The sequence below is a fragment of the Brevundimonas sp. FV1ye29L genome (genome assembly GCF_058681095.1).
Map to the genome: position 1 here is coordinate 479415 of NZ_CM178730.1, position 22894 is coordinate 502308.

General features: G+C 61.2%; 19 protein-coding genes. 15 read left to right on the plus strand and 4 right to left on the minus strand.

Features of this window, described 5'->3' with window-relative positions; translation table 11 throughout:
• Positions 1-53 precede the first annotated feature (53 nt).
• The 4 genes from ACW17W_RS02380 to rplS all read left to right on the plus strand — a co-directional run bounded on the left by ACW17W_RS02380 (position 54) and on the right by rplS (position 3948).
• Complete coding sequence (locus ACW17W_RS02380) at positions 54-1892, plus strand: DUF885 domain-containing protein (protein ID WP_492078993.1); 1839 nt, start codon at positions 54-56, stop codon at positions 1890-1892.
• A 189-nt stretch (positions 1893-2081) separates the two neighbouring features.
• The gene (locus ACW17W_RS02385; protein ID WP_492078994.1) at positions 2082-2759 is read left to right on the plus strand and encodes an NYN domain-containing protein; all 678 of its coding nucleotides are present in this window, start codon (positions 2082-2084) and stop codon (positions 2757-2759) included.
• Positions 2760-2762: 3 nt separating this feature from the next.
• The gene (trmD, locus tag ACW17W_RS02390) at positions 2763-3515 is read left to right on the plus strand and encodes a tRNA (guanosine(37)-N1)-methyltransferase TrmD (RefSeq protein WP_492078996.1); all 753 of its coding nucleotides are present in this window, start codon (positions 2763-2765) and stop codon (positions 3513-3515) included.
• Between the two features lie 4 nt (positions 3516-3519).
• Positions 3520-3948 (plus strand): 50S ribosomal protein L19, encoded by a 429-nt coding sequence (gene rplS, locus ACW17W_RS02395; RefSeq protein WP_492078998.1) that lies wholly within the window; start codon positions 3520-3522, stop codon positions 3946-3948.
• Between the two features lie 69 nt (positions 3949-4017).
• On the opposite strand, the gene ACW17W_RS02400 is transcribed toward rplS, so the two are convergent.
• The gene (locus ACW17W_RS02400; protein ID WP_492079000.1) at positions 4018-4569 is read right to left on the minus strand and encodes a PA2169 family four-helix-bundle protein; all 552 of its coding nucleotides are present in this window, start codon (positions 4567-4569) and stop codon (positions 4018-4020) included.
• Positions 4570-4643: 74 nt separating this feature from the next.
• Positions 4644-5441: a tryptophan 2,3-dioxygenase gene (locus tag ACW17W_RS02405; protein WP_492079002.1), complete on the minus strand. Its 798-nt coding sequence runs from the start codon at positions 5439-5441 to the stop codon at positions 4644-4646.
• A gap of 291 nt (positions 5442-5732) precedes the next feature.
• Here ACW17W_RS02405 and ACW17W_RS02410 point away from each other — a divergent pair, with 291 nt between their 5' ends.
• Positions 5733-7505 carry a site-specific integrase gene (locus tag ACW17W_RS02410; protein ID WP_492079004.1) on the plus strand — a complete coding sequence of 591 codons (1773 nt, stop codon included), beginning with the start codon at positions 5733-5735 and terminating at the stop codon, positions 7503-7505.
• 34 nt (positions 7506-7539) lie between these two features.
• On the opposite strand, the gene ACW17W_RS02415 is transcribed toward ACW17W_RS02410, so the two are convergent.
• Together ACW17W_RS02415 and ACW17W_RS02420 are read right to left on the minus strand one after the other, a co-directional pair.
• A complete protein-coding gene (locus tag ACW17W_RS02415; protein ID WP_492079006.1) occupies positions 7540-9381 on the minus strand; it encodes an ATP-binding protein in 1842 nt (613 codons plus the stop codon).
• Positions 9378-10541, minus strand: coding sequence for an SIR2 family protein (locus ACW17W_RS02420; protein WP_492079008.1), 1164 nt, complete (start codon positions 10539-10541; stop codon positions 9378-9380). Before ACW17W_RS02420 ends, ACW17W_RS02415 begins: the two co-directional genes overlap by 4 nt.
• A gap of 131 nt (positions 10542-10672) precedes the next feature.
• Here ACW17W_RS02420 and ACW17W_RS02425 point away from each other — a divergent pair, with 131 nt between their 5' ends.
• The 10 genes from ACW17W_RS02425 to ACW17W_RS02470 all read left to right on the plus strand — a co-directional run bounded on the left by ACW17W_RS02425 (position 10673) and on the right by ACW17W_RS02470 (position 22684).
• Positions 10673-11113: a hypothetical protein gene (locus tag ACW17W_RS02425; protein WP_492079010.1), complete on the plus strand. Its 441-nt coding sequence runs from the start codon at positions 10673-10675 to the stop codon at positions 11111-11113.
• 125 nt (positions 11114-11238) lie between these two features.
• The gene (locus ACW17W_RS02430; RefSeq protein WP_492079012.1) at positions 11239-11790 is read left to right on the plus strand and encodes a recombinase family protein; all 552 of its coding nucleotides are present in this window, start codon (positions 11239-11241) and stop codon (positions 11788-11790) included.
• 136 nt (positions 11791-11926) lie between these two features.
• Entirely contained in the window at positions 11927-14377 is a 2451-nt protein-coding gene (gene hsdR, locus ACW17W_RS02435) for an EcoAI/FtnUII family type I restriction enzme subunit R (RefSeq protein ID WP_492080365.1), read from the plus strand.
• A gap of 3 nt (positions 14378-14380) precedes the next feature.
• A complete protein-coding gene (locus ACW17W_RS02440) occupies positions 14381-15838 on the plus strand; it encodes a type I restriction-modification system subunit M (RefSeq protein WP_492079014.1) in 1458 nt (485 codons plus the stop codon).
• Complete coding sequence (locus tag ACW17W_RS02445; RefSeq protein WP_492079016.1) at positions 15835-16629, plus strand: restriction endonuclease subunit S domain-containing protein; 795 nt, start codon at positions 15835-15837, stop codon at positions 16627-16629. Before ACW17W_RS02440 ends, ACW17W_RS02445 begins: the two co-directional genes overlap by 4 nt.
• Entirely contained in the window at positions 16616-17716 is a 1101-nt protein-coding gene (locus ACW17W_RS02450; RefSeq protein WP_492079018.1) for an endonuclease NucS domain-containing protein, read from the plus strand. The genes ACW17W_RS02445 and ACW17W_RS02450 overlap by 14 nt, the downstream gene beginning before the upstream one ends.
• 513 nt (positions 17717-18229) lie before the next feature.
• The gene (locus ACW17W_RS02455; RefSeq protein ID WP_492079020.1) at positions 18230-19150 is read left to right on the plus strand and encodes a hypothetical protein; all 921 of its coding nucleotides are present in this window, start codon (positions 18230-18232) and stop codon (positions 19148-19150) included.
• On the plus strand, positions 19147-20073 hold the full coding sequence (locus ACW17W_RS02460; protein ID WP_492079022.1) for a hypothetical protein: 927 nt from the start codon (positions 19147-19149) through the stop codon (positions 20071-20073). The genes ACW17W_RS02455 and ACW17W_RS02460 overlap by 4 nt, the downstream gene beginning before the upstream one ends.
• Positions 20074-20726: 653 nt before the next feature.
• The gene (locus tag ACW17W_RS02465; protein ID WP_492079023.1) at positions 20727-21326 is read left to right on the plus strand and encodes a hypothetical protein; all 600 of its coding nucleotides are present in this window, start codon (positions 20727-20729) and stop codon (positions 21324-21326) included.
• Positions 21327-21364: 38 nt separating this feature from the next.
• A complete protein-coding gene (locus ACW17W_RS02470; RefSeq protein ID WP_492079025.1) occupies positions 21365-22684 on the plus strand; it encodes a hypothetical protein in 1320 nt (439 codons plus the stop codon).
• The last annotated feature ends 210 nt before the right edge of the window (positions 22685-22894 follow it).

The following is a 22894-nucleotide window of genomic DNA, read 5'->3' on the forward strand; positions in this document are numbered from 1 at the left end:
CGCGGGGCCGGTGGCCGGGGAAAGGTGCGCCCCTGTTTTCGTAGTGGGGTCCCATGCGCCGTTTCCTGATCTCGTCCGTCGCCCTTCTGGCGCTCGGCGCCGTCGCCCTGCCGGTCTCGGCCCGGACCGCCGCACCGCCCGCGACCGCCGCGCCGGCAGAGACCGAGGACGCCCGGCTCGACGCCTTCTTCGAACGCGCCTTCCAGGCCCGGATCGCCCTCAGCCCGCAGCAGATGACGTCCCTGGGGCTGAAGACCGACTATGACAGGCTGGACGACGTGTCCGACGCCGCCGCCGCCCGAAGCCTGGCCTTGCAGGAGGCGCAACTGGCCGAAATGAAGGCCGGCTTCGACCCGGCCAGGCTGGGGCCGCAGGCGAAACTGTCCTGGCGGCTGTTCGAATACGGGGTCGATCAGGCGCGGTTGTCGAACCGGTGGCGGGACTGGGGCTTCCAGTTCGCGGCCAACGGCAATCCGACGACCTCCCTGCCGGTCTTCATGATCAACAACCACCGCGTCTCCAGCGTGTCGGACGCCGAGGCCTATGTGGCGCGCCTGACGGAGGCCGAACGCCAAATGGGTCAGGTGGCTGCGACCCTGAGGGCCCGGGCCGAGGCGGGGGTGGTCTCGCCCCGCTTCGTGTTCCAGCCCTCGATCGACAACACCCGCGCGGTCATCACGGGCGCCCCGTTCGACGACGGGGCCGACAATCCGGTCTGGGCCGATTTCCAGAAAAAGGTGGGCGCGCTGGATGCGGATCAGGCGACGAAGGACCGACTGCTGGCCTCGGGCCGCGCCGCCCTGACCGGCCCGTTCAAGCGCGGTTTCGACGGGGTGCTGACCGCCCTGGCCGAGGTTCAGCCTCTGGCCGACAGCGACGGCGGCGTCTGGCGGCTGCCCGAGGGCGAGGCCTACTACAACGCCCGGCTCCAGCTCTCGACCACGACCGACCTGACCGCCGACCAGATCCACCAGATCGGCCTCGACGAGGTGGCGCGCATCCAGGCCGAGATGGAGCTGATCAAGGGACAGGTCGGCTTCACCGGCTCGCTGCAGGAGTTCTTCGTCTTCCTGAAGACCGATCCGCGATTCCAGTACCCGAATACGCCTGAAGGCAAGGAACAGTATCTGACCGACGCCCGCGGCTTCATCGCCCAGGTCATGGCGGTGGCGCCGCAGTGGTTCTCCAACCTGCCAAAGGCCGCGCTGGAGGTTCGCGCCGTCGAGCCGTTCCGCGAGGCGACGGCCTCGATCGCCTTCTACAACTCGCCGGCGCCCGACGGGTCGCGGCCCGGCATCTACTACGTCAACCTGTCGGACATGACCCAGGTGCTGAAGCCCCAGATCGAGGGCATCAGCTATCATGAGGGCGCGCCGGGCCACCATTTCCAGATCGCCTGGGCCCAGGAGATCGAGGGCCTGCCGCGTTTCCGCCGCTTCGGCGGCTACGGCGCCTATGCCGAGGGCTGGGGGCTGTATGCGGAACAGCTGGGCAAGGAGATGGGCTTCTATCAGGACCCCTATTCCGACTTCGGCCGGCTCTCGACCGAGCTGTGGCGGGCGGTGCGTCTGGTCACCGACACGGGCCTGCACGCCAAACGCTGGAGCCGCGAGGACGCCATCGCCTATTTCCGGCAGAACTCGCTGCTCAGCGAGCGCGACATGGTCAAGGAGGTCGAGCGCTACATCACCAATCCCGGCCAGGCCACCAGCTACAAGATCGGGGAGCTGAAGATCGACGAACTCCGCGCCCGCGCCGAGGCGGCGCTCGGCGACCGGTTCGACATCAAGGACTACCACGCCGTCGTGCTGGGTGCCGGATCGGTGCCGCTGGACGTGCTGGAGGATCAGGTCGTCGCCTGGATCGCGGCAGGCGGCGGGACGCTGGAATAGGGTTTTAAAGGTACAGGAGTGTGTCGAGAACGATGTTGCGAGAAAGACTCACGACATCGAATTTTCCGACGAGCCATTGACCTTTGTGCAATCGGCCGCATTTATGCGGCGATCACCCCTCCGGCTGCTTCGGCGACCGGACGCACGGCGGGCCTGCAAGGGTCCGCCGTTGCATTTTCTGGCAAGCGAATGCGGACGAATGTCTACGTCGACGGTTTCAACCTCTACTATGGCTGCCTGAAGGGTACGCCACATAAGTGGCTGAATCTCGAGGCGTTGTTCGATCAGGTTCTTCCTAGAAACCAAGTCGAGGCCATTCACTATTTCACGGCGCGCGTGGACCCTCGGCCAAGTGATCCCGATGTCGCAGTTCGACAGGCAACCTATCTGAGAGCGTTGGCGACTTTGCCACGCGTCCATGTGCATTTCGGGACGTTCCTGGCTTCGCCCGTTCGGGCACCGGTTCTGGAGTGCGATGCGACAGGCCGTCCTCTGCGGCAGGGCGGAAAGCTGGTTGTAAGGCGCAGGCCGGGTGGCGCGATCATGATGGAATGGGTGCACAAAACCGAAGAGAAGGGATCCGATGTCAATCTGGCGGTCCATTTGCTTCGTGACGCCTTGAAAGGCGTCATTCCCAGCGCAGTGGTAGTTTCAAATGACTCCGATCTCTTGACCCCGATCAAGATGGCCCAGACGGACGGTGGTATCGTCGTCGGCCTGATCCCGCCCCGCCCGCAAGGCAGCGCGGAATTAAAGAGACTGGTGAATTTCAAACGCGATATTCGGCCGCACCTGCTGGCGTCGTCGCAATTCCCTGCCGTGTTGCACGATGCCGTAGGCGCTATCACCAAGCCGGCTGGCTGGTGAGTTATGCCCTTCACCGCAACCGTCCTGACCATGTTTCCGGAGGCCTTTCCGGGGCCGCTCGGCGTCTCGCTGATCGGCACGGCCTGGCGCGAGAAGGGCCTGTGGAGCCTTGATACGGTTGACATTCGGGCCTTTTCCACAGATACGCGCGGCTTCCTGGACGACACCCCTGCGGGCGGCGGCCCGGGACAGGTGCTGAAGGCGGACGTGGTGGCCCGGGCTCTCGACAGCCTTTCCGGCCCGCCCCGGCCGCTTTTGTACATGAGCGCACGGGGTCGGCCCCTGACCCAGGCGCGGGTGAAGGAATGGGCCAAGGCGGACGGCATCGTCGTGCTGTGCGGCCGTTTTGAGGGGGTGGACCAGCGGGTGCTCGACGCCCGGGGGTTCGAGGAGGTCTCCGTCGGGGACGCGGTGCTCGCCGGCGGCGAGGCGGCGGCCATGGTGGCGATCGAGGCGTGCGTACGACTGATCCCCGGCGTTCTGGGCCAGGCGATGAGCCTGTCGTCCGAGAGTTTCGAGGACGGGCTTCTGGAGCATCCGCAGTACACGCGACCGCGGACGTTCGAGGGGCTCGAGATACCCGAGGTGCTCCTGTCGGGCGATCACAAGAAGATCGCTCAATGGCGGGAAAGCCAGAGGGAAGAGACCACGCGGGAACGGCGTCCGGACCTCTGGGCGGCGCATCTCGCAAACCAGACTGCGGGATCTGATCCCGCCAAATCACAGCTAAAGGGCGCCAAAGCCCGAGGAGAATAGAGACATGGCCAACATCCTTCAGACGCTTGAAGCCGAAGAAAAAGCCCGGTTGATCGCGGTCCGCGACATCCCGAATTTCCAGCCCGGCGACACCCTGCGCGTCATGGTGAAGATCAAGGAAGGCGAGCGCGAGCGCGTTCAGGCCTTTGAAGGCGTCTGCATCGCCCGTGACGGCGGCAGCGTCAACGAGACCTTCACCGTCCGCAAGATCAGCTTCGGCGAAGGCGTCGAACGCAAATTCCCCATCCTGTCGCCGAACATCGAGTCCATCGAGGTCAAGCGTCGCGGCGTCGTCCGGCGCGCCAAGCTCTATTATCTGCGCGACCGTCGCGGCAAGTCGGCCCGGATCGCCGAGCGCCAGACCGTTCGTCCGGCCAAGGGCGCCGTGGTTCCGGTCACCGGAACCGCCGAGACTCCGGCTGACGAAGGTTAAGCCATACGGCTTCCAGACGGCGAAAGGCCCCGGTGACGACACCGGGGCCTTTTTATTTTCGGGTTTGGATCAACTGGGGAACAGCGGTGAATCCGCGTCCCTCTGACTGTCCAGACTGCGTCTGAGGGCATGTACGTCCTCACGCTCGGTATGGAGGCTGGCGTGGAGACGGCGGATGATTTCGCGCGTCGTCGCCGCCAGCTTCGGATCGGCCAGGGCCGCCTCATACTTCCGGTCCAGAGCCGCCTCGCCGTCGTCGGCTGCGTGAGCGAGACTGGCCTCGTCGCCGAGCAGGGCGTGGCGCACATCCATCACCGCCCTCTGGGTCTTGGCCAGGATGGAGCCGCCGCTGTCGGGCTGGCCGCCGAGGCCGACGATTGTCGTCTCCAGAGTCCGCACCATCTCCCGGCGCTCGTCCGCGAGACCGGCGAAGAGATCGCGATGGCCCTGGCTTTCACTGTCGCCGGTGACCCGGGCCAACCGTTCGGCGCTGTCGGTCGTGGCGACGAGCAGACCGTTCAGCACATGGATATCATGCCTGTTGGCGCTGCGGTTCGACGCGACGTCGTCCGACGTCTCTGGAGCCGATGTATCGATGATGCCGCCGTGGTCGTCGGGCATGGGACTTCTCCGTATCTACGCCCCTCTGAACGGCCACGCTGACCGGAGGTTGCGGCAAGATCGGGACCGTGAAATCAAAGCTTCGTGCGAAGCGACCACAGTTCCGGGAAGCAGCGCTTCTCCAGTGTCGTCATCAGATAGGCGGCGCCCTCGGTGCCGCCCGTGCCGGGGCGGCGGCCGATGATCCGTTCGATGGTCACCACATGTTTGTGCCGCCAGGTCAGCAGGGCGTCGTCCAGATCGACCAGCTTCTCGGCCAGCTGATAGAAGGTCCACCAGCGCTCGGTGTCGCGGTACACCTCCAGCCAGGCCGCCTCGACCCCGGGGGAGGGCCGCCAGGGCTGGCTGACGTCGCGCGCCAGCACCTCGGCCGGCACCGGCAGGCCGGCCAGGGCCATCTGATGCAGGGCGTCGTCATAGAGGCTGGGCGCATCGATCGCGGACTGAAGCGCCGCATGGGCCTCGGGCCGGTCCTCCTGAAATTTCAGGAACCGGGCGTCCTTGAGGCCCAGCATGGCCTCGAACCGCCGGAACTGGTCGCTCTGGAAGCCCGAACTGGTCCCCAGCACGGCGCGGAAGCGCAGATAGTCCGCCGGGGTCATGGTGGCCAGGATGTCCCAGCTCTGGGTCATCACCGCCTGGATGCGGCTGACCCGCGCCAGAGACTTGTAGGAGGCTGCGAGATCCCCCGCCCGCACCAGGGCCTGGGCCAGGGCCACCTCGTGCAGGATCTGTTTGAGCCAAAGCTCCTTGGTCTGGTGGATGACGACGAACAGCATCTCGTCGTGCTCGTCGCTGACCGGGTGCTGGGCCGACAACAGCCGGTCCAGTCCCAGATAACGGGCGTAGGTCATGTCTGAAGCGTCGGTCATGCCGCTCTATCGCCCCGATGCGGCGAACGACGCAACCGGTCGCCGCCCATACCTATGGCCATGAAAGAGAAAATGGCGCGCCCGGAACGATGAGATCAACCGTGACTGCAACGCGGCTACAACCGACTGAATACGAAAAAACTTATACCGAACGGATAGTTACGAACTTGACGGTTGCGATTGGCGTTGTAAATCGTGTTGCTTTTTTGCTGAGTGTGGTGCGCGTTGGGACGGAAACGGGAACCCGGAAACGAGAAGCTGGGCCAATACGTCCAGCGGCGGTCGGGGGGTATGCTCGAACTGCGCTTTCCCTTGGATGCGGACGTTGCTCCCGCTTTCGGGAAGACGGGAAGTGGGGCGAAAGCCTACTTGTTCCGTTCGTTGGGGACCTCCGATGTCCGGCTCGCCAACGCCAAGGCGGACGCGCTGAGGACGAAGTTCCGCTCGGACATCGCGGCGGTCCGAGCGGCGCAGGCTGCACCCGACCTGGAGGGCTACCTCGCGTCCTTGTTCGATAACGAACTGCGGCAGTGGGAAGGTGAGAAGACCATTCAGGCGCGAGACGCGCTGAAAATGGGTTTGCCGCATCAAGCGGAGGCGAGCCGCGAACGCTCGTCGCAGGCACGCAACACCTGGGCAGGCGCGCTTCTGTCGGAGGACCCGGCCGAACGGCGCGCCGTCGCGAGCTGGGCGGCAGAAAAATACTATTCATCAATAGGCAAGCTGCCCGACGACTCGCCTGCCTTCGTAGCTGTGGTGGACCGCTGTGCATCCAAGCTTGTCGAAGCCCAGATCGCGATCAACGACATAGCCTCCGGCAGACCGCCTTCTTCCCTGCCCACAGCGAGAAGTGGGCGCTCGCCCATGCCGCTATACACCGACCCCGACGGTAACTCTGCTCTGCCGCTGAGCGAGTATTTCAGGCAGATTTATATGCCCGCGCAGCTTCAGACGAAGTCGCCGAAGGGCGAACGCATGCTGTCCGGGAAGGACAGAGCCGTCCGGCTGTTTGGCGAACTGGTGGGAGACCTGCCCATCGGCTCAATCACCAAGCGGCACGTTTGGACCTTCCACGATGACCTGCTGAAGCTGCCGGACATCAACGCAATACCCGGCAAGTGGCGAAGCCTCTCGGGCAAGCAGCAGATCCAGGCGCTCGCATCCGGCGAACTGGTAGCCGACACATTGAGTCCGAAAACGGTCAACAAGCACCTGTCAGGACTGAGAACGGTCTTGGACTTCGCAGAACGTCGAGCAGACATCGACGCCGCCACTGGTGCCGGAGTTCGCGCGATTGTCCCGCCGGAGGAGGATACTGGGCGGGCCTTCACAACAGAGGAGCTGAACCGAATCTTCAGTCAGCCCCTCTTCGCAGGATGCAGCGAAGGGATCCTGCCCAAAGGACTCCAAAAGCCCGGGCCGGTGCTCGTTCGCGACGACAGGTTCTGGATCCCGCTCACGTTGCTGTTTACGGGAGCGAGATCATCCGAGATCGTGGGCCTTCAGGTCGACGATGTCGTCGTGGACCACGAGTTTCCCCACTTCCTCATACGGGCGAACACGACACGCAGGCTGAAGAACCCCCAGTCAAAGCGGATGGTGCCGGTTCACTCCAAGCTGATCGAAATGGGCTTTCTGGATTTCGCCAATGCCCAACTCGCTCGGCCTGAAGGTCAGTTCTTCTCTCTGGCCGTTCAGCAGTATTTTAATGAGTCGGTCACCGGAACACGGCAAAAGAAGGCGCTGTCGAATAGCCCCATCATGCGCCAGCTCAACCGCACGATCCTGGCAGACGCGGACGCCCGGGAAAATGGCGGCTCGATCAAATGTTTCCGAAATACATTCGAGCAAGAAGCGGCGGCCATGATCGGCTCGGATGAGGTTCGCCGTCGCCTGACTGGCCGCGACCTCAAGAGCAGCGTGCAGATATATACCCAGAACATTCCCGACGATCTGACGAAGCGAACGGCTCAGCTACGCATGCTGTCTCGAGAGCTTGAGCTCGTCGCTTTTGAGGGGGTCGATCTGAGCCACCTTTTAGTGGCGCTGCCGACCAAGGCATGAGTTATAGATCCACCGCTGGTTGCCTGTGCGGCGATTACACCATCCTTGCAACGACCGGGCCGATTTGATCGGTTGTTTTGCGAGGCGTCTCCCAGCCTTCGGCGAAGGCAACGCTGCCGGACTGCGGTAGCTGAGCCTTTTCGAGATTTCGGATGCGGATGCGTGCCGGGAGCGCTGCTCCTTCCCCCACAAACAGTGCTTCTTGCTGGCCCAGAGATGGCAAAGCCCTGACCATGCCGCTGAGGCCGTCAGGTAGGAATCGCGCAACGTGCTGCTGATCGGCTGAGTTCGTGAGGCGTAGGACGAGCCAAGTCCCACATTGTGCGATTACAGTGCTCTCAATGTCTGATGGTCGTTGGCTGACTAACATCAGGCCCAGACCATATTTTCTACCTTCCCGAGCGATCCTCCGGATTGCGGCTTGCGCCACCGCGTATTCTGCCTCGCCTCGATCTGGCACGTAGCGATGAGCTTCCTCGCAAACCAGTAAGAGCGGGTCAGCCTTTCGCTCATCAGCAGTCTGGTGGATTTTGTAGAGGAAAAGCAGGCGCGCCAGCATCGCAGTTAAGGGGCCTGCGACTTCGTTGGGCAGGCCCGATATGTCGATGATCCGAAGGCTCGTGGAGACCTCGCCCGAGTCGCCTACGAACTGGGCAATCACCTGTGCGAGGGTCGGGCTATCTGCTCCATGTTCCGACATCAGGAATGCGATGCGAGGATCCCGGCGCAGCACGCGCAACTTATCCAGAACCGACTTGAACCCGTTCTTCGTGAAGTCCGTTTCTGAGAGTTTCTGGTTTTTGCCCCCCACCACCCTTGCCCCTTGGGCAAACTCAATATGGTTGGCGAACTCAGTGAGTGAAAACGGTCGCGGCTTGTCCCGATCAAACTGAACAAGTTGGTCGGGATCGACGCCTGGGGCGGGTCGCGAGTCGTCCAGCGCCAAACCGTCCGCCAGATCGTCTTCTCCATAAGAAGCAAAGGTGGGTGAGGCCAGATTTGCACCTACCAAGCGCGCGTGCGTCAGGGCCTTGTAGACGATGTTGTTCTGAGAAGTGGCCTCGAACTCGGTCTTCCCTATTAACAAGTGTCGAAACTCGTCGGCGGACATCAACCAGTAGGGCAACTTGACCCGCTGTCCCGGATCTCGGTCCCCGCCGAGCGAATCGTATGCGCGATAGGTCGTGCATGACGCCCCAAACGCGCTGCTGTATTCGCCATGAGGATCGATGATGGTGATCCGGGGGTTGAACCGTGTCTCCTGGCGCGGCGTATGTTCGAGCACACTATGAAGCAAGGCCGCCACTGCACCGGATTTTCCAGAACCCGTGGACCCGAGGACGGCGCAGTGTGTCGCGAACATTCTGTCTATGTTCGCACGACAGACCGCCGCATCAGATCCCACATATCGGGCAAAGCTGACGAGTGGGTTACACGTTCCAGCTTCGATTTTGGTTTCTGCCGCTTCGTATAGGAGCGACGTTTCTTCCCGTGTGAGTATGTAGACGCTTTGCCTTGGCAGCGGATAAGTCGATATGCCCCGCTGAAAGGCGAGCGTCTTACCAGCTGAACTCCAAACCCCCTCAGCGAAGAGGTCTATCTCCATCACCCGTTGATCTGCGTCAGGGGGAATGGGTTTTCCACTCTCGGCGAGTTCTTCGGACCTCATCCTAAGAAGCGTGACGAAACCGAATATCAAACGCCTGCCGAAGTGTATTTTGACGACGCTCCCGATCTGACCGATGTCGTAGACGCGACCCGAATGTGTCCGATTGAGTTCGGCCACGTCGCCGGACAACTCAACACGAGCGGTGGTCCCCGACACCTCTACAACATGGCCTATCTTGAGTTCGGCAACTGGTGAGAACGCTGTCATTTCGACGCCTCCGCAAGTCCGTCGGCCAACGCTGTCGCAAGACCGCCGAATGTCCACCAGTTGTGTTCACCTCCTTCGGTGGGCGGGTGAAATGGCCCTTCAGAACCGACGTAGATGCCCCTCTCGGTCACGACGTAAATATTTCGCCCACGGGATCCCGCGCGCCATTCATCTAAGCACGCTGGGAGGCCGTCGCCTTCCCGGACTAGAGCGATCAGCGCGGTATCGTTTTCCGCGCGCGCCATCGACGCCTGAATCTCGTCGTTGATGTGCTCGTCTCCAAAAGAGTAACCGCATGTCACAAGCACATGCCCGCCGCTCGATCCGATCTGGCGACGAAACAGCTCAAACTGTGCTGCGAACGGATCTCGTTGAGTCGCGAGATATTTTGACGACTGAGGATAGATCAGCACTCTCTTGGCGGCTTGCGGATAGCTATCGCCATCCCGAACTCGCCAGACCTTGCCGCTCTCGTCGACGTGCCAGTCCACCGATCCGTGCAGCTTCACGACATATGCTCGGCAGTCAGTAGGGATCTGGTTGGAGCCGAAACGATGACTCCTGTATGCCACCGCGCCGCCCGTGAACCCATCCCAATAGGAAACGCAGGCAAGTCCGAGGCCATCCTCGACTAACGTGTCGTAGTTGGTAGTGAAAATGTGCACCGGTCGCCGACGTTCGATGACACCTGCTTGAGATCTGTAAAACAGCGCGTTCGCAAACCGAAGGTGTTCATCAATGGCGATAATCGGTTGGCCGATGTCGCCAACAACCTCGGGCAAATCGTGAGTGGCGGGCTTATAGCCCCATCTGACGGTCTTTGCTATCGATTGCAGGGTAGCGTCATAGAGGGTGCAAAGCTCTGCCACCGTCCGGACCATGCCGAGTAACATGACCGATCGATCTCTCGAGCGTTCGGCGATGGCGATGTGGTCTGCAAGGTGGCTCAGGATGTGTTCGATGTGCGCTCCAGTCGGGAGCGCCGCCAGTATCCCCTCCAACAGTGGTCGGTGACCCTCAGAGGCAATCTCGATCACTCGGTCCGTGAGAGGTCCCATCAAAGGGACGCCAGCATTTTTGCTGACGCCTGCGCCGAACAGCCAAGAAACCGAAGTGGACCCCAGCAGCTTGTCCAGCTGCTCAATGACATCGTCTTCCATCTATGGCCCCGGCTCTTTTGAGATTGTTCGCATGTGTCGGTGCGCGAAGCCAGACCTGCTACTGAGCTGCTGCCGATCCCTTGCCAGCAGCCGCCGATTGGCGGATGAAACACAAAACGGGAGGGAAGCCGATGCCCATTCAGATCAGTCAGATTGCGGTCGGAAAGTGCTACGAGACCGCCAACAAGCAGCAGCGCCGGGTTTGGGCAGTCAGGGCGGGGAAAGTCTACTATTTCAGTCGCGGCGGTGGTCATCCTTGGCAGCCCGGTCACACATTGGCTTCTCCCCCAAGCTTGAAAGCCTTTGCCGTTGCTGTTGACGCCCTCATTCCCTGTCCCGACTTGGACGTGCCGCCGACCCCGACCCTAGATCCCGAACCCCCGTCGGAAGTTTTCGCCGCAGTTGATGATGCCGTCGACGCTGCCATCGCCCAGGGAGAGGACATGATCCTTCTTACCCAAGACCTCTGGGCAGCGTTCATAACCGAACTGGACGTTAAGCCCGAGACGATCTTCGGTGACGAGCAAATCGTCTACCGGGGGATCGACATTCGTGAGAGCGCAACGAGCTGACTCAAAGAGGTATACCCGGCGAGACGTAGCCGTGAGACGGGAAAGTGTGTCCCGTTTGGGTTAAAGCCCGACTTCCGAGACAGTCTGCTGTATTGGTCTAGGACCAAATGAGACAGGAGACGCGCTTGGCGATCATCGGATACGGACGGGTCAGCTCGACGGGTCAGTCACTGGAGATCCAGGCCGCCCAACTCAGGGACGCCGGCTGCACCAAGCTTTTCGAGGAGAAGGTCAGCGGCACAAGCCAACAGGGTCGCGTCCAGTTGGCAGCGGCCCTCGACTACGTCCGAGAGGGAGATACTTTCGTTGTCACCCGGCTCGACCGTCTGGCTCGATCTATGTCTGACCTCCGGGACGTCGTCGATCGACTGATGGCAAAAGGGGTTGAGTTCAAGGCGATCCAGCAAGGTGCCATCGACACCACCACATCGGGCGGTCGCCTGATGCTAAACATGCTGGCGGCTGTCGCGGAGTTCGAGGCTGACCTGCGCCGAGAACGCCAGATGGAGGGCATCCAGAAGGCGAAAGCAGAGGGTCGATACAGAGGCCGGCCCAAATCAATCGACCCCTCAGAAATCATCCGTTTACGGGCGTCTGGGATGGGTGCGACGGCTATTGCGACCCAGCTGGGGATTGGCCGTGCGACTGTTTATCGGGCATTCGCAGTGACTGGCTGAGCCGCGATGATTCCTTCACTCGATGGCTCAGCCCAAGCGACACTCAGCTGTCCTTGCGGCGCACCGTTGATCTTGCTCTGTTGTGGCAGTTGAAAGGGGAGCGCTGAATGACATTGGCTTTGCGCTTTGCGTTGCAATGACGCGCTCCTCGATGAGTGAGCGCGACATCTGCTCGAAGTTCATCACCCCGGCCCTCACCGGTGCGGGGTGGGACCTCCTGACTCAAATCCGCGAAGAGGTCAGCTTCACCAAGGGCCGCATCATCGTGCGCGGCAAGCTGGTCACCCGGGGCAAGGCCAAGCGCGCGGACTACGTTCTCTATTACAAGCCGAACCTGCCGATCGCGCTGATCGAGGCGAAGGACAACAAGCACAGCGTTGGTGACGGCATCCAGCAGGCGCTGGCCTATGCCGAGACCTTGGACATTCCCTACGTCTTCTCGTCGAACGGCGACGGCTTCGTCTATCATGACCGGACCGGTGTCAGTGCCGAACGGGAAACGACCCTTTCGCTCGCCGACTTCCCCTCTCCTGCGGACCTTTGGGCGCGCTATTCGGCCTGGAAGAACCTGACACCCGAAGCCGAGCAGGTGGTGCTCCAGGACTATTTCGACGACGGCAGCGGCAAGGCGCCGCGATATTATCAGGTCAATGCGGTGAACGCGGCGATCGAGGCCATAGCCAAGGGCAAGGACCGCGTCCTGCTCGTGATGGCGACGGGCACGGGCAAGACCTACACCGCTTTCCAGATCATCTGGCGGCTGTGGAAGGCGAAGCGGAAGAAGCGGATCCTGTTTCTCGCTGACCGCAATATCCTCGTCGACCAGACGATGGTGAACGACTTCCGGCCCTTCGGACCGGCCATGGCGAAGCTGTCGACCAAGTCGAAGACCATCGAGCGAGCGGACGGCACAGAAGTCGATGTGCCGCTGGCGCTGGACCGCAAACGGCGCATCGACACCGCCTATGAAATCTACCTTGGCCTCTACCAGGCGATCACCGGTCCCGAGGATGCGAAGAAGCTCTACCGGGAGTTCTCGCCCGACTTCTTCGACCTCATCGTGGTGGACGAGTGCCATCGCGGCAGCGCGGCCGCTGACGCTGCGTGGCGGGAAATCCTCGACCACTTCTCCTCGGCGACCCAGATCGGCCTGACCGCAACGCCCAAGGAAACCGAATACGCCTCGAACAGCGCCTACTTCGGCGAGCCGGTCTACACCTACTCCCTGAAGCAGGGGATCAGCGACGGCTTCCTCGCCCCCTACAAGGTCATCAAGGTCCACATCGACCGGGACGTCGAAGGCTACCGCCCGGAGCAGGGCGCGACCGATCGCGACGGTGAGGAGATCGAAGACCGCATCTACAACACCAAGGACTTCGACCGCACCCTGGTGCTGGATGAGCGCACCAAACTGGTCGCGTGCCGGGTCACGGAGTTCCTCAAGGAAAGCGGTGACCGGTTCCAGAAGACCATGCTCTTCTGTGTCGACGAAGAGCACGCCGATCGCATGCGTCGGGCTCTCATCAACGAGAACACGGACCTGGTCGACCAGAACGCTAAATACGTCATGCGCATCACCGGCAGCGACACCGAAGGCCAGGCCCAGCTAGGCAACTTCATCGATCCGGAGTCACGCTACCCGGTCCTCGTCACGACCTCGCGCCTGCTCTCGACGGGGGTGGATGCCCAGACCTGCCGGCTGATCGTGCTGGACCGTGCGGTGGGTTCCATGACCGAGTTTAAGCAAATCGTTGGTCGGGGCACCCGGGTCCACGAGGACACCCGCAAATACTATTTCACCCTGATGGATTTCCGGGGCGCGACCAATCACTTCGCTGACCCGGATTTCGATGGCGAGCCAGTCCATATCTATGAGCCGGGGGAGTTTGATCCGATAACGCCCCCCGACGATGTGCTCATCAGCGAAGACGGAGGCGACGCCGTTCCCTCGGTTCCGGGACCGGATGAGACAATTGTCGACAGGGCCGACATCACGCTCCAGGACGGCTTCGGCGAGAAGCAGAAGAAGGTCTATGTCGACGGGATCGCCGTGTCGGTAATCTCCGAACGGATCGAGTATCTCGACGCCAACGGCAAGCTGGTCACCGAGAGCCTGCGCGACTTCACCCGCAACACACTTCGCAAACGATACGTGTCGCTCGACGCCTTCCTGCGGCGCTGGAACGAGGTCGACCGCAAGCAGGCGATCATCGACGAACTGGCCGACGAAGGACTTCCCCTTGAGGTGTTGAGCGACCTCGCCGGCAAGAACCTCGACCCCTTCGACCTGATCTGCCACGTCGCCTTCGATCAACCCGCCCTGACGCGCCAGGAGCGCGCTGACAGCGTCCGCAAACGTGATGTGTTCACGCGATACGGACCGCAAGCGCGCGCGGTGCTGGAAGCCCTCCTGACCAAATACGAAGACGAGGGACTGCTGAACCTGGACGATGTCCAGATGCTGAAGATCGCCCCCTTCGACCGGATGGGAACGGCCTTGCAGTTGGTGAAAGCGTTCGGCGGGCGACCGGGCTATGAACGCGCCGTCCACGACCTTCAGTCCGAACTTTATGGGAAGTCCGCCTAGTTCATGTCAGTCCGCACCCTCGTCAAATCCATCCAGGACATCATGCGCAAGGATGTCGGCGTCGACGGCGACGCGCAGCGGGTGGGTCAGCTCTGCTGGATGTTCTTCCTCAAGATCATCGACGACCAGGACCAGGAACTGGAGCTGCTCCGCGACGACTACAGCTCGCCCATCCCCGATCACCTGCGCTGGTCCGCTTGGGCCGCCGACCCTGAGGGAATGACCGGCGAGGCGCTGATCGACTTCGTCAACGACACCCTGTTCCCGAAGCTGAAGGGCCTGCCGCTCAGCGGCCAGCCGGGAGATCGTGCCCGCGTGGTCCGGGGCGTGTTCGAGGATGCCTACAACTACATGAAGTCGGGTCAGCTGCTGCGGCAGGTGGTCAACAAGATCAACGAGGTCGATTTCAACGACCTGGCCGAACGCCAGCATTTCGGCGACGTCTACGAACAGCTGCTGAACGACCTCCAGAACGCCGGCAACTCCGGGGAGTATTACACCCCCCGCGCCGTGACCGCCTTCATGGTGGACCGCATCGACCCCAAGCCCGGCGAAATCCTGTTCGACCCGGCCTGCGGCACCGGCGGCTTCCTGACCTGCTCGATCCGGCACATGCGCGATCGCTATGTGAAGCGGCCCGAGGACGAGCAGGAAATGCAGGGCGCGCTGCGGGCGGTCGAGAAGAAGCCCCTGCCGCACATGCTGGCAACTACCAACATGCTGCTGCACAGCGTCGAGGATCCCAGCTTCATCCGCCACGACAACACCTTGGCGCGGCCCTACATCAGCTATGGCCAGTCAGACCGTGTAGACATCGTCCTGACCAACCCCCCGTTCGGCGGAAAGGAAGAGGACGGGATCGAGAGCAACTTTCCCAAGCATTTCCAGACTCGCGAAACTGCCGACCTGTTCCTCGCCCTGATCATCCGCCTGCTGAAACCGGCCGGGCGCGCCGCCGTGGTCCTGCCCGACGGCTCACTGTTCGGCGAGGGGGTGAAAACGCGGCTGAAGGAGGCGCTGATGGAGGAGTGCAACCTGCACACCATCGTCCGCCTGCCCAACAGCGTCTTCCGTCCCTATGCCTCAATCGGCACCAACTTGCTGTTCTTCGAGAAGGGTGAACCGACCCGGGACATCTGGTTCTATGAGCACCAAGTGCCGGCGGGTCAGAAAGCCTATTCGATGACCAAGCCGATCCGGGTGGAGCATCTTCAGGGCTGTATCGACTGGTGGGGAGGGGCTGATCGGCAAGGACGCCAAGAAACACCGCAGGCGTGGCGGGTTAGCGCGGAGGAAGTCAAAGCGCGCGGCTACAATCTCGATATCAAAAACCCCCACGCCGCTGTCGACGACCATGATGATCCAAAAGATTTATTCGCTCTACTAGCGGCAGCAGAGGCCGAAGTTACGCAGACGCGGCGCCAGTTGAAGGCAATCTTGACCGAGGCAATGGCACAATGAGCCCCGAACAAGTTGACCAAATCGTCGGCCTCAACGGTGACGGCCCTGAGTCGATCCGGGGGTTACGCCGACTTGCTGTCGGTCTGGCAGTCGGCGGCAAGTTGGGTGGCGGAGTGGAGGACGCCGATTTCCAAGCCCTTGTAACCTCGATGCGCGAAGCCCCCGGGGCAAAAGCGGACCAATGGTCAGTTGCTGCGGAAGACCTTCCAGCCTCGCTCGGTATGCCAGAGCGCTTTGTCCGCTTGGGTGCTGTTGCCCGGATTGAGAAAGGGCGAACCGGCATCCAGGCGGCATTGCCGGGCCCTCACCCCCTCGTGGTCACAGCCGAACATCGCCAATCATGCGATCATTTCGATTTCGACGGGCAAGCGGCGATCGTCCCATTGGTGTCGTCTGCGGGGCACGGGAAGGCCAGCCTTCAGCGACTTCACTACCAAGAGGGACAGTTTGCCCTCGGCACTATCCTCGCAGCCATCTTTCCGCGTGATCCCAACGTCATCTCCGCGAGATTTTTGTTTGAGTATCTGTCGGCTTTCAAGGACGAACTCTTGGTGTCCAGGATGATCGGCACGGCAAACGTAACACTGACACTGGGAAAGCTCGCCGAAGTTCCGGTCCCGCTCGTGGCCACTGCGGTGGTCTCCAAGATCGATGATTTCATGGCTCTGTGCGATCGGCTCGAAACTGGTCTGGCTAACGCCGCAACTATCCGCCGCAGGCTGATGGATGCATTAATGAAGCAAGCGCTGGCCCACACAGCAGCGTCGGACCCCGCTGATGCCCATCCGTAATGCCATCTGGACCGTCGGTGGCACTCCCCGGCAACTCGTCGAAGGACGCCTGCCCAGTGAACGGGCCCTTGAGGAAATGATCGTCGCCTCCCCCCGGATCCTGTCCGACGAATGGATGCTGATCGGTCGGCAGGAGCGCACTGCGTCCGGCGGCTTCATCGACCTTCTCGCCGTGGCACCCGACGGGGCCCTCGTCCTGATCGAACTGAAACGCGATCGCACACCGCGCGAGGTTGTCGCCCAGGCCATCGACTACGCTGTCTGGGTCGAGGAACTGGAAGCCCAGGACATCGACGCCATCTACCGCCGCTTCGCTCCCGGACGCGATCTCGCAGCGGATTTCCAGGCGCGGTTCGGTCAGCCGCTTGACGAGGAGACGCTGAACGACAGCCACCAGATCGTCATCGTCGCCGCCTCTCTTGACGACAGCAGCGAGCGGATTGTCGCCTATTTGAACAAGCGCGACATCGCCATCAACGTGCTGTGCTTTCAGGTCTTCGACCACGGCGACCAGCAGCTCCTCAGCCGCGCTTGGCTGCTGGACCCGGTCCACACCCAGGTCAGCGCCGCAGCCGCTCCCAAGGCGCGGGGCCTTCGCGAGAGCGAGCCGTGGAACGGGGAGTTCTATGCCTCCTACGGTCTGGGCGACAACCGACGCTCGTGGGAGGAAGCCCGTCGCTACGGCTTCATCAGCGCCGGCGGAGGCTCCTGGTATAGCAACACGCTCAACCTGCTGAACGTCGGTGATCGCATCTGGGTGAAGTCCCCGGGCCAAGGCTTTGTCGGCATGGGGGAGGTGACGGGACGCCCGCAGCCGGCGGCCGAGTTCAGCTTGGAGACTCCTGACGGCGAACGCCCGGCGCTCGATGTCCTGACCGAGGGCGACTATCACCGCGCGGTCGCAGACGACCCGGAGCGCAGCGAGTATTTCGTGCCGGTGCGCTGGATCCACACGGTCCCGCTGGAGCAAGCCGTCAACGAGATCGGCCTGTTCGGAAACCAGAACACCGTCTGCAAGCCGACCACGCCCAAATGGCGGACCACTGTTGAACGACTGAAAGAGCGGTGGCCGGGAACCGAGGGGTAGTGAAACCACCCATCTGGGCGTGGAACGAACGCCGCTAGAAGCCTCTGGAGCGACGACGGGGCGCGCCTTGATGACACCCGCACCCCCAAAACCCGGCAGGAGTTGTGCGCGCCTCTTAGGCCCGGAGATGGCACCCTAAAAGCGAGCGGGAAATGCGGAAGAATGCCTACATCGGCCGTCTTGCTTTATTGATAAAATATGTTATCGCGCGCGCTCAGGCCCGCGGTTCTTAAGAACATACTACATATATTAGATACTATTGTTATATCTATAACATAAAGAAACGAAAAGACGAGCGACGCCTACGGCGCCGCGAGGCGTGAAGACCGGAGCGATACCTCCCGCTGCGCCTACGGCGCGCTTCCGGCATCTTCCGCTCTTCACGCTTGTTCAGGGTGATGGACTCGGAGACGAAAACATCGTATGATGTTCATCGTATTCAGTTGCATGCCTACCTCAGCCGGACCCTCGTGAGCGCCGGTCACAAGTCTTCTCTATCCCTCCACCCAAATCATGTTTTCCGATTCCGTCGGCGCCTGGATGCCGGCCGCCATTTCCATGCCTGCGGCATGGAAAGCCTTCGCCGCCGTCACCAAGGAAACGCCTTGGACGATCACCGTAGACAATCTCTCACCAGTCACTTTCGACCTCGATTTCGACGCCCGGTTCCAGACGTTTCTGGACGAGGCCACTCGCTTTGATTACGGATCCAAGGCCCGGGGCGCGGTTGCGCTCCGGGTTATGGAGATCGCCTCTACCTTGGAGGCGCGGCATCTGAAGCAGTTCGATGTCACGCCCAAAGACCTGGCCGAATGCCCCGCCACCAAAGCGCGTGTGGTTGCCGCCCTCAATACCTTCATCACGCATCGCGTCCGGGACGAACTTCACGCTCGTTACAACGAGAACGCCAGCGCCTGGGCCGACAACGTCGAGCGAGCGATTGCCGCGCTTCCCGGGGAGGAAAGTCATTCCGTTGGCGCCTACTTCGGCGTCAATCAGCAACTTGGTGCAAAGGACCTTGAGCGGGGGTTCAAATACGTCTTCCAGTCCATGGAGATCGGCATCCGGAGTTGGTCCGAAGGCGACGTCGTCGTTGCCGAGCCACGTAAGCTTAGAGAAGTTCGCGCGGCCCGCCATCACCCGGAGGGACGTTGCCGCGCTCGCAGCCTGGTCCTCCGCGCCATAGAGGCCAGCCTGGCCGCTGCGATGGTGTCTGACGAGGTGAGTGTTGACGGTATTGCTCCCTTGGTCGTCGTCGAGGCCCAGCTCCGCGAACGTATTGATGCGCATGGATCCTGGGGGCTGATCGACCTTGTGATGGAGACTGAGCGGTCCGCTCTGCTCACACCATCCTGCATGAATGAAGCGCCGTTCCGCGACCTTCTGGAGCAGCAGCGTTGCCGCGCTGGAAAGGTGCCGGCGACGCCACAATGATCACCATCAGCCCGGGAGAAACACTCTCGCCGAAAATCCCATCCCGAGTCGCATGGGAAGCCCTCAACCACATGTTCCGCATCGCCAGCTGGGACCTTAAGATCGCACACCTCCGGCCCATCACCATCGAGGTGGATCACAGTCCTGACTTCACGGAAGCGCTCTCTGGAACCCCGTCAGCCTCCCCACAGGCCCAAGCCCGAGGCTGGGTCGCGCAAAGGGTCGTAGATGCCTCCAGGAGCCTCACCAGCGCCCAACTTCGCAAGCTGAGTCTCCAGATACCAGAAAGCAGTGAAGGGCCCTCAGCGAGCGTTTTTCTGGAGGGTTTGAAACGACGTGTCGAGTTCGCCATCCGGGCTGAACTGACCGCGCATTTCGATCAGTCGATTGCGGAGTGGGAACGGGACGCGCTGGACTATGTCGCCGGATGTCGAGATCCCTTCGAACGTGAACGCTTTTGGAGCTACGCCGGTCTGGATCAAATGGTCTCCGACGACGCTGCGCGAAAGGCAGTGAAGTTCCTGATCCACCGGACGCCATGGAATCTTCAGGGTGATCCCGACGATCCGGAACTCGTCACTGCTCACCCCTTCGACATGTTCCTCTCCCGCCGCAACTCGGATGACGAAATGCTGCGCGCTCGCAGCCTGGTCGCACGAGCTGTCGAGCAGATCTTCGCGGACAACTCGCGTCGCAGGATGGAAGGACAGCGGATCGCTCCGATCACCCGCTTCGCCATCACCGACATGATCCAGAAGCGATTTAGCCAGGCCGGCGCTTGGGGACTGATCCACCTCGCTCTCGACAGTGACCGGGGTCGCTACGGATTGGAGAAACCTACTGATCCCGATGCGCTCGCCCTTCTTGAGCGTCAGCAGCCGAGGTTGTTTCGCGTTTGGTCTCCGGAGAGGGGAGATCGGTAGGTGGATGGAACGGGGAGGATGCCGAAGCCCCCCCCTACTGTCGAAAAGACGGAGTCCGTGGATAGCATACCAGACGCACCATGCTGCTTTTGTCCAACCCCTCCACGGCAGAAGCATAGTGTTGGTCCCACTAGACACACGCTCTGTTTCGCATAACAGTGCGAGCTGGGAGGGCCGCAATGAAGATACATCGTGTTGCGGTTGCGTGCTCGTTGATTGCGCTCTCTAGCTGTGACAAGCCAAGGCCGGGTTACCCCACTCCCCCAAAATACGATTCTGCGGTCAGGGGCTTCTCAACGACTCCTGGGCAATGCCCCTGCTCTGCCGGTCTTCCTGTTTCGTTGTTTTACCGCGTCACAAATGCTGGGCGGTCCGCAGTCGAAGCCCAGGTCAAGGCCACTTCCACCAGGGTCGACGCAAACGGCAATCCAGTCGGCAATCCTATCTCTACTGTGTTTGGATACTCGCTTGGCCCAGGCTCTTCCCGTGACCTCGGCTGCGACCGCACGTCAAGCACGATCGGGCCAGCCTGCACAACGATCAACTCGTATGTGATCGTCGGGGAGGTTCGCGCGCAAAGAGCGAGCGCACCGCAGAGAACCGTTCTTCGGGATGCCGCTCTCAAGGGTCCCGACTACTGCGTGGAACAATGCATGGCGGGGACAGAAAACTGCCTCGACCTCACCGGAGACCCAACGATTGCAAGCCCGCTTATCCAGCTGCTTGAGGCGGGCCAACAGAATGGAACGGGTGTTATAAGCAAGGCGAGTTTCATGCAGGCATATGGCTTGAGCACTGAACGCGACTTCTGCCAGCGTGAAGACACCCGTTACACTGAATCTGAGATTATCAACTCCGGCCCTACGCCGTGTAGAATCGAGAGCGTTGCGACGGCCGCTCTGGCGACCCGGATGGATGTCGAAACAAAACTCGCTTTGCTGTCCAGCGGCTTCGATGTCCAACTGGATATTGACAAGGTGGTGTTGGCCACCAAGGGCCAACAGGACCTCTTCGCAGAACTTCCGAGCCGTCCAGTCCTGTTCAATGACGCCGAGAGGGCCTTCACACTCTCTTTTCGAGAGGGCGTTTTGAATCCAAGTTCGCGAGCCGACATCTCGGGACTTAATGAAGATTTCGGGGGTTACATCCGAGACCTGTCCTACTTCCCGCTTACGGGACGAGTGAACATCGTCGGCATTGCAATAAGCACACCGCGCGGCTGTTCAGCCGTTCGTGCCTATCGTCCCCAATGAGGTGGAGCCGGTGCATCGCGGCGATCGCGGCGGCGATCGTGGCACAAGCCAGCGCCGTCCCAACTTTAGCGTCGACTTGGTATACCACCAGTGCGGAAGGCTCTTCCGCTTACGTAGTTCTTAATCCTTTCAACACTCAAAGCCTGCGAACGATCAGCGAGGTCGGGGAAATCAATGGCGGCCTTTCCGGGGCAAATGGCTCGGTTATGGCCTTGCGTTATGATATTCCCTCGGAAGCACCGGCCGGAACCTTCGAGGTGGTTTCGACGGTAACTTTTAATGTTCGATCAGTATTAGACCGCATCGACAGCATTGCACAAAGCTATTCAAGGAACGGTTGCTCTAAGACCAAGATCAGCAGGCCCGAAGTCACGTCGGTTACGCCCTCTGAAGTGCGACTACGCATCAATGTCAGCTACAAAAAAAGGGTTTGCGGCGGATCCTTCGCCACTGATGTAGCGTCGGCAAGCGGCAACTTCGTCATTGGCGTCCGCGTCGACGACGTCAACGGGAGGCCGATTTTGAATGCTCGTCGCATTTCCCACGACATCGATATCGATAGTATTTTCGGTGTGAGCCCCGACAGTTTTCTCGGTAGATTCGTTGGAACCGTTCTGACCGCATTGGGAAACCTGCTGGGAGCGATTCATCCAAATCAGCGACTGCTGGGGGATTTCCAGTTCGTATTGTCTGGAACGGCGCGAAATGGAGCGATTGCCGACGCAGTTGAGACGGCTCAGGAGACGATGACCTCTGACGACTTGGCAGCGGTGATTTCGGCCTACGGCAGCCTTTCGTGCTGGCTTGGCAATCAGTCCGGGTTCCGGACGCGCTTTGATGCGGCGCGATCTGGCTTTCGCTATCGCCTTATCCGAACCCCCAAAACGGGTCAGCCAGCTGGGATCACCAAGGAACTTTGCACAGAACTGGGCGACAGCTTTGCTGGTCGCGCACGTTGCCAACTCGGCAGCGGCCGCGAACTGTATCTTGCAATCACGAAGGTTCGGCCTAACCGAGCGAGCGCGTGGCCGAGCGTCAGTCAATATGTCCGCATGGAGACCATTTACCTGGACAGTATGCGTCGCCCTATCGAAACGCATTACCGACCGGGCAGCGTTCACAAGGATCAGGTGTTCACCGAGTTTTACCCGGACCCCTACCTCTATGAGTTTTTTGAGCGTGCAAATCCGACCTTAAACTGCATGGCCGACAATATTTCCGGTCAAACAGGCATTTGCGGCTATGTCATCCAGCCCGCGTGGATGAACCGGATAGGGGCGCCAAATGCCTGTCCTGCGCGCTTCCAGACGCTGCGCGAGGACAGAGATCCCGGCATAGACCCCGGCATCCTTCTGTAGGAAGGCTGAACAACTAGTCTAGCTTTAGCTCTATCGACAATGATCGGGGACGTCTTGGATTAGACTAGGCTGTCGATCCTGATGCACTCAGCGTCCATGTCAGCCCGCGACCTAGGTTGTCCGGGGCGTGGTGTAGACGAGATCAATAGTCGGGTGGGCCAGGGGAGGGTGCGGAAGGCCAACTCCTCACTTGTAAATGCGAAGTCCGAG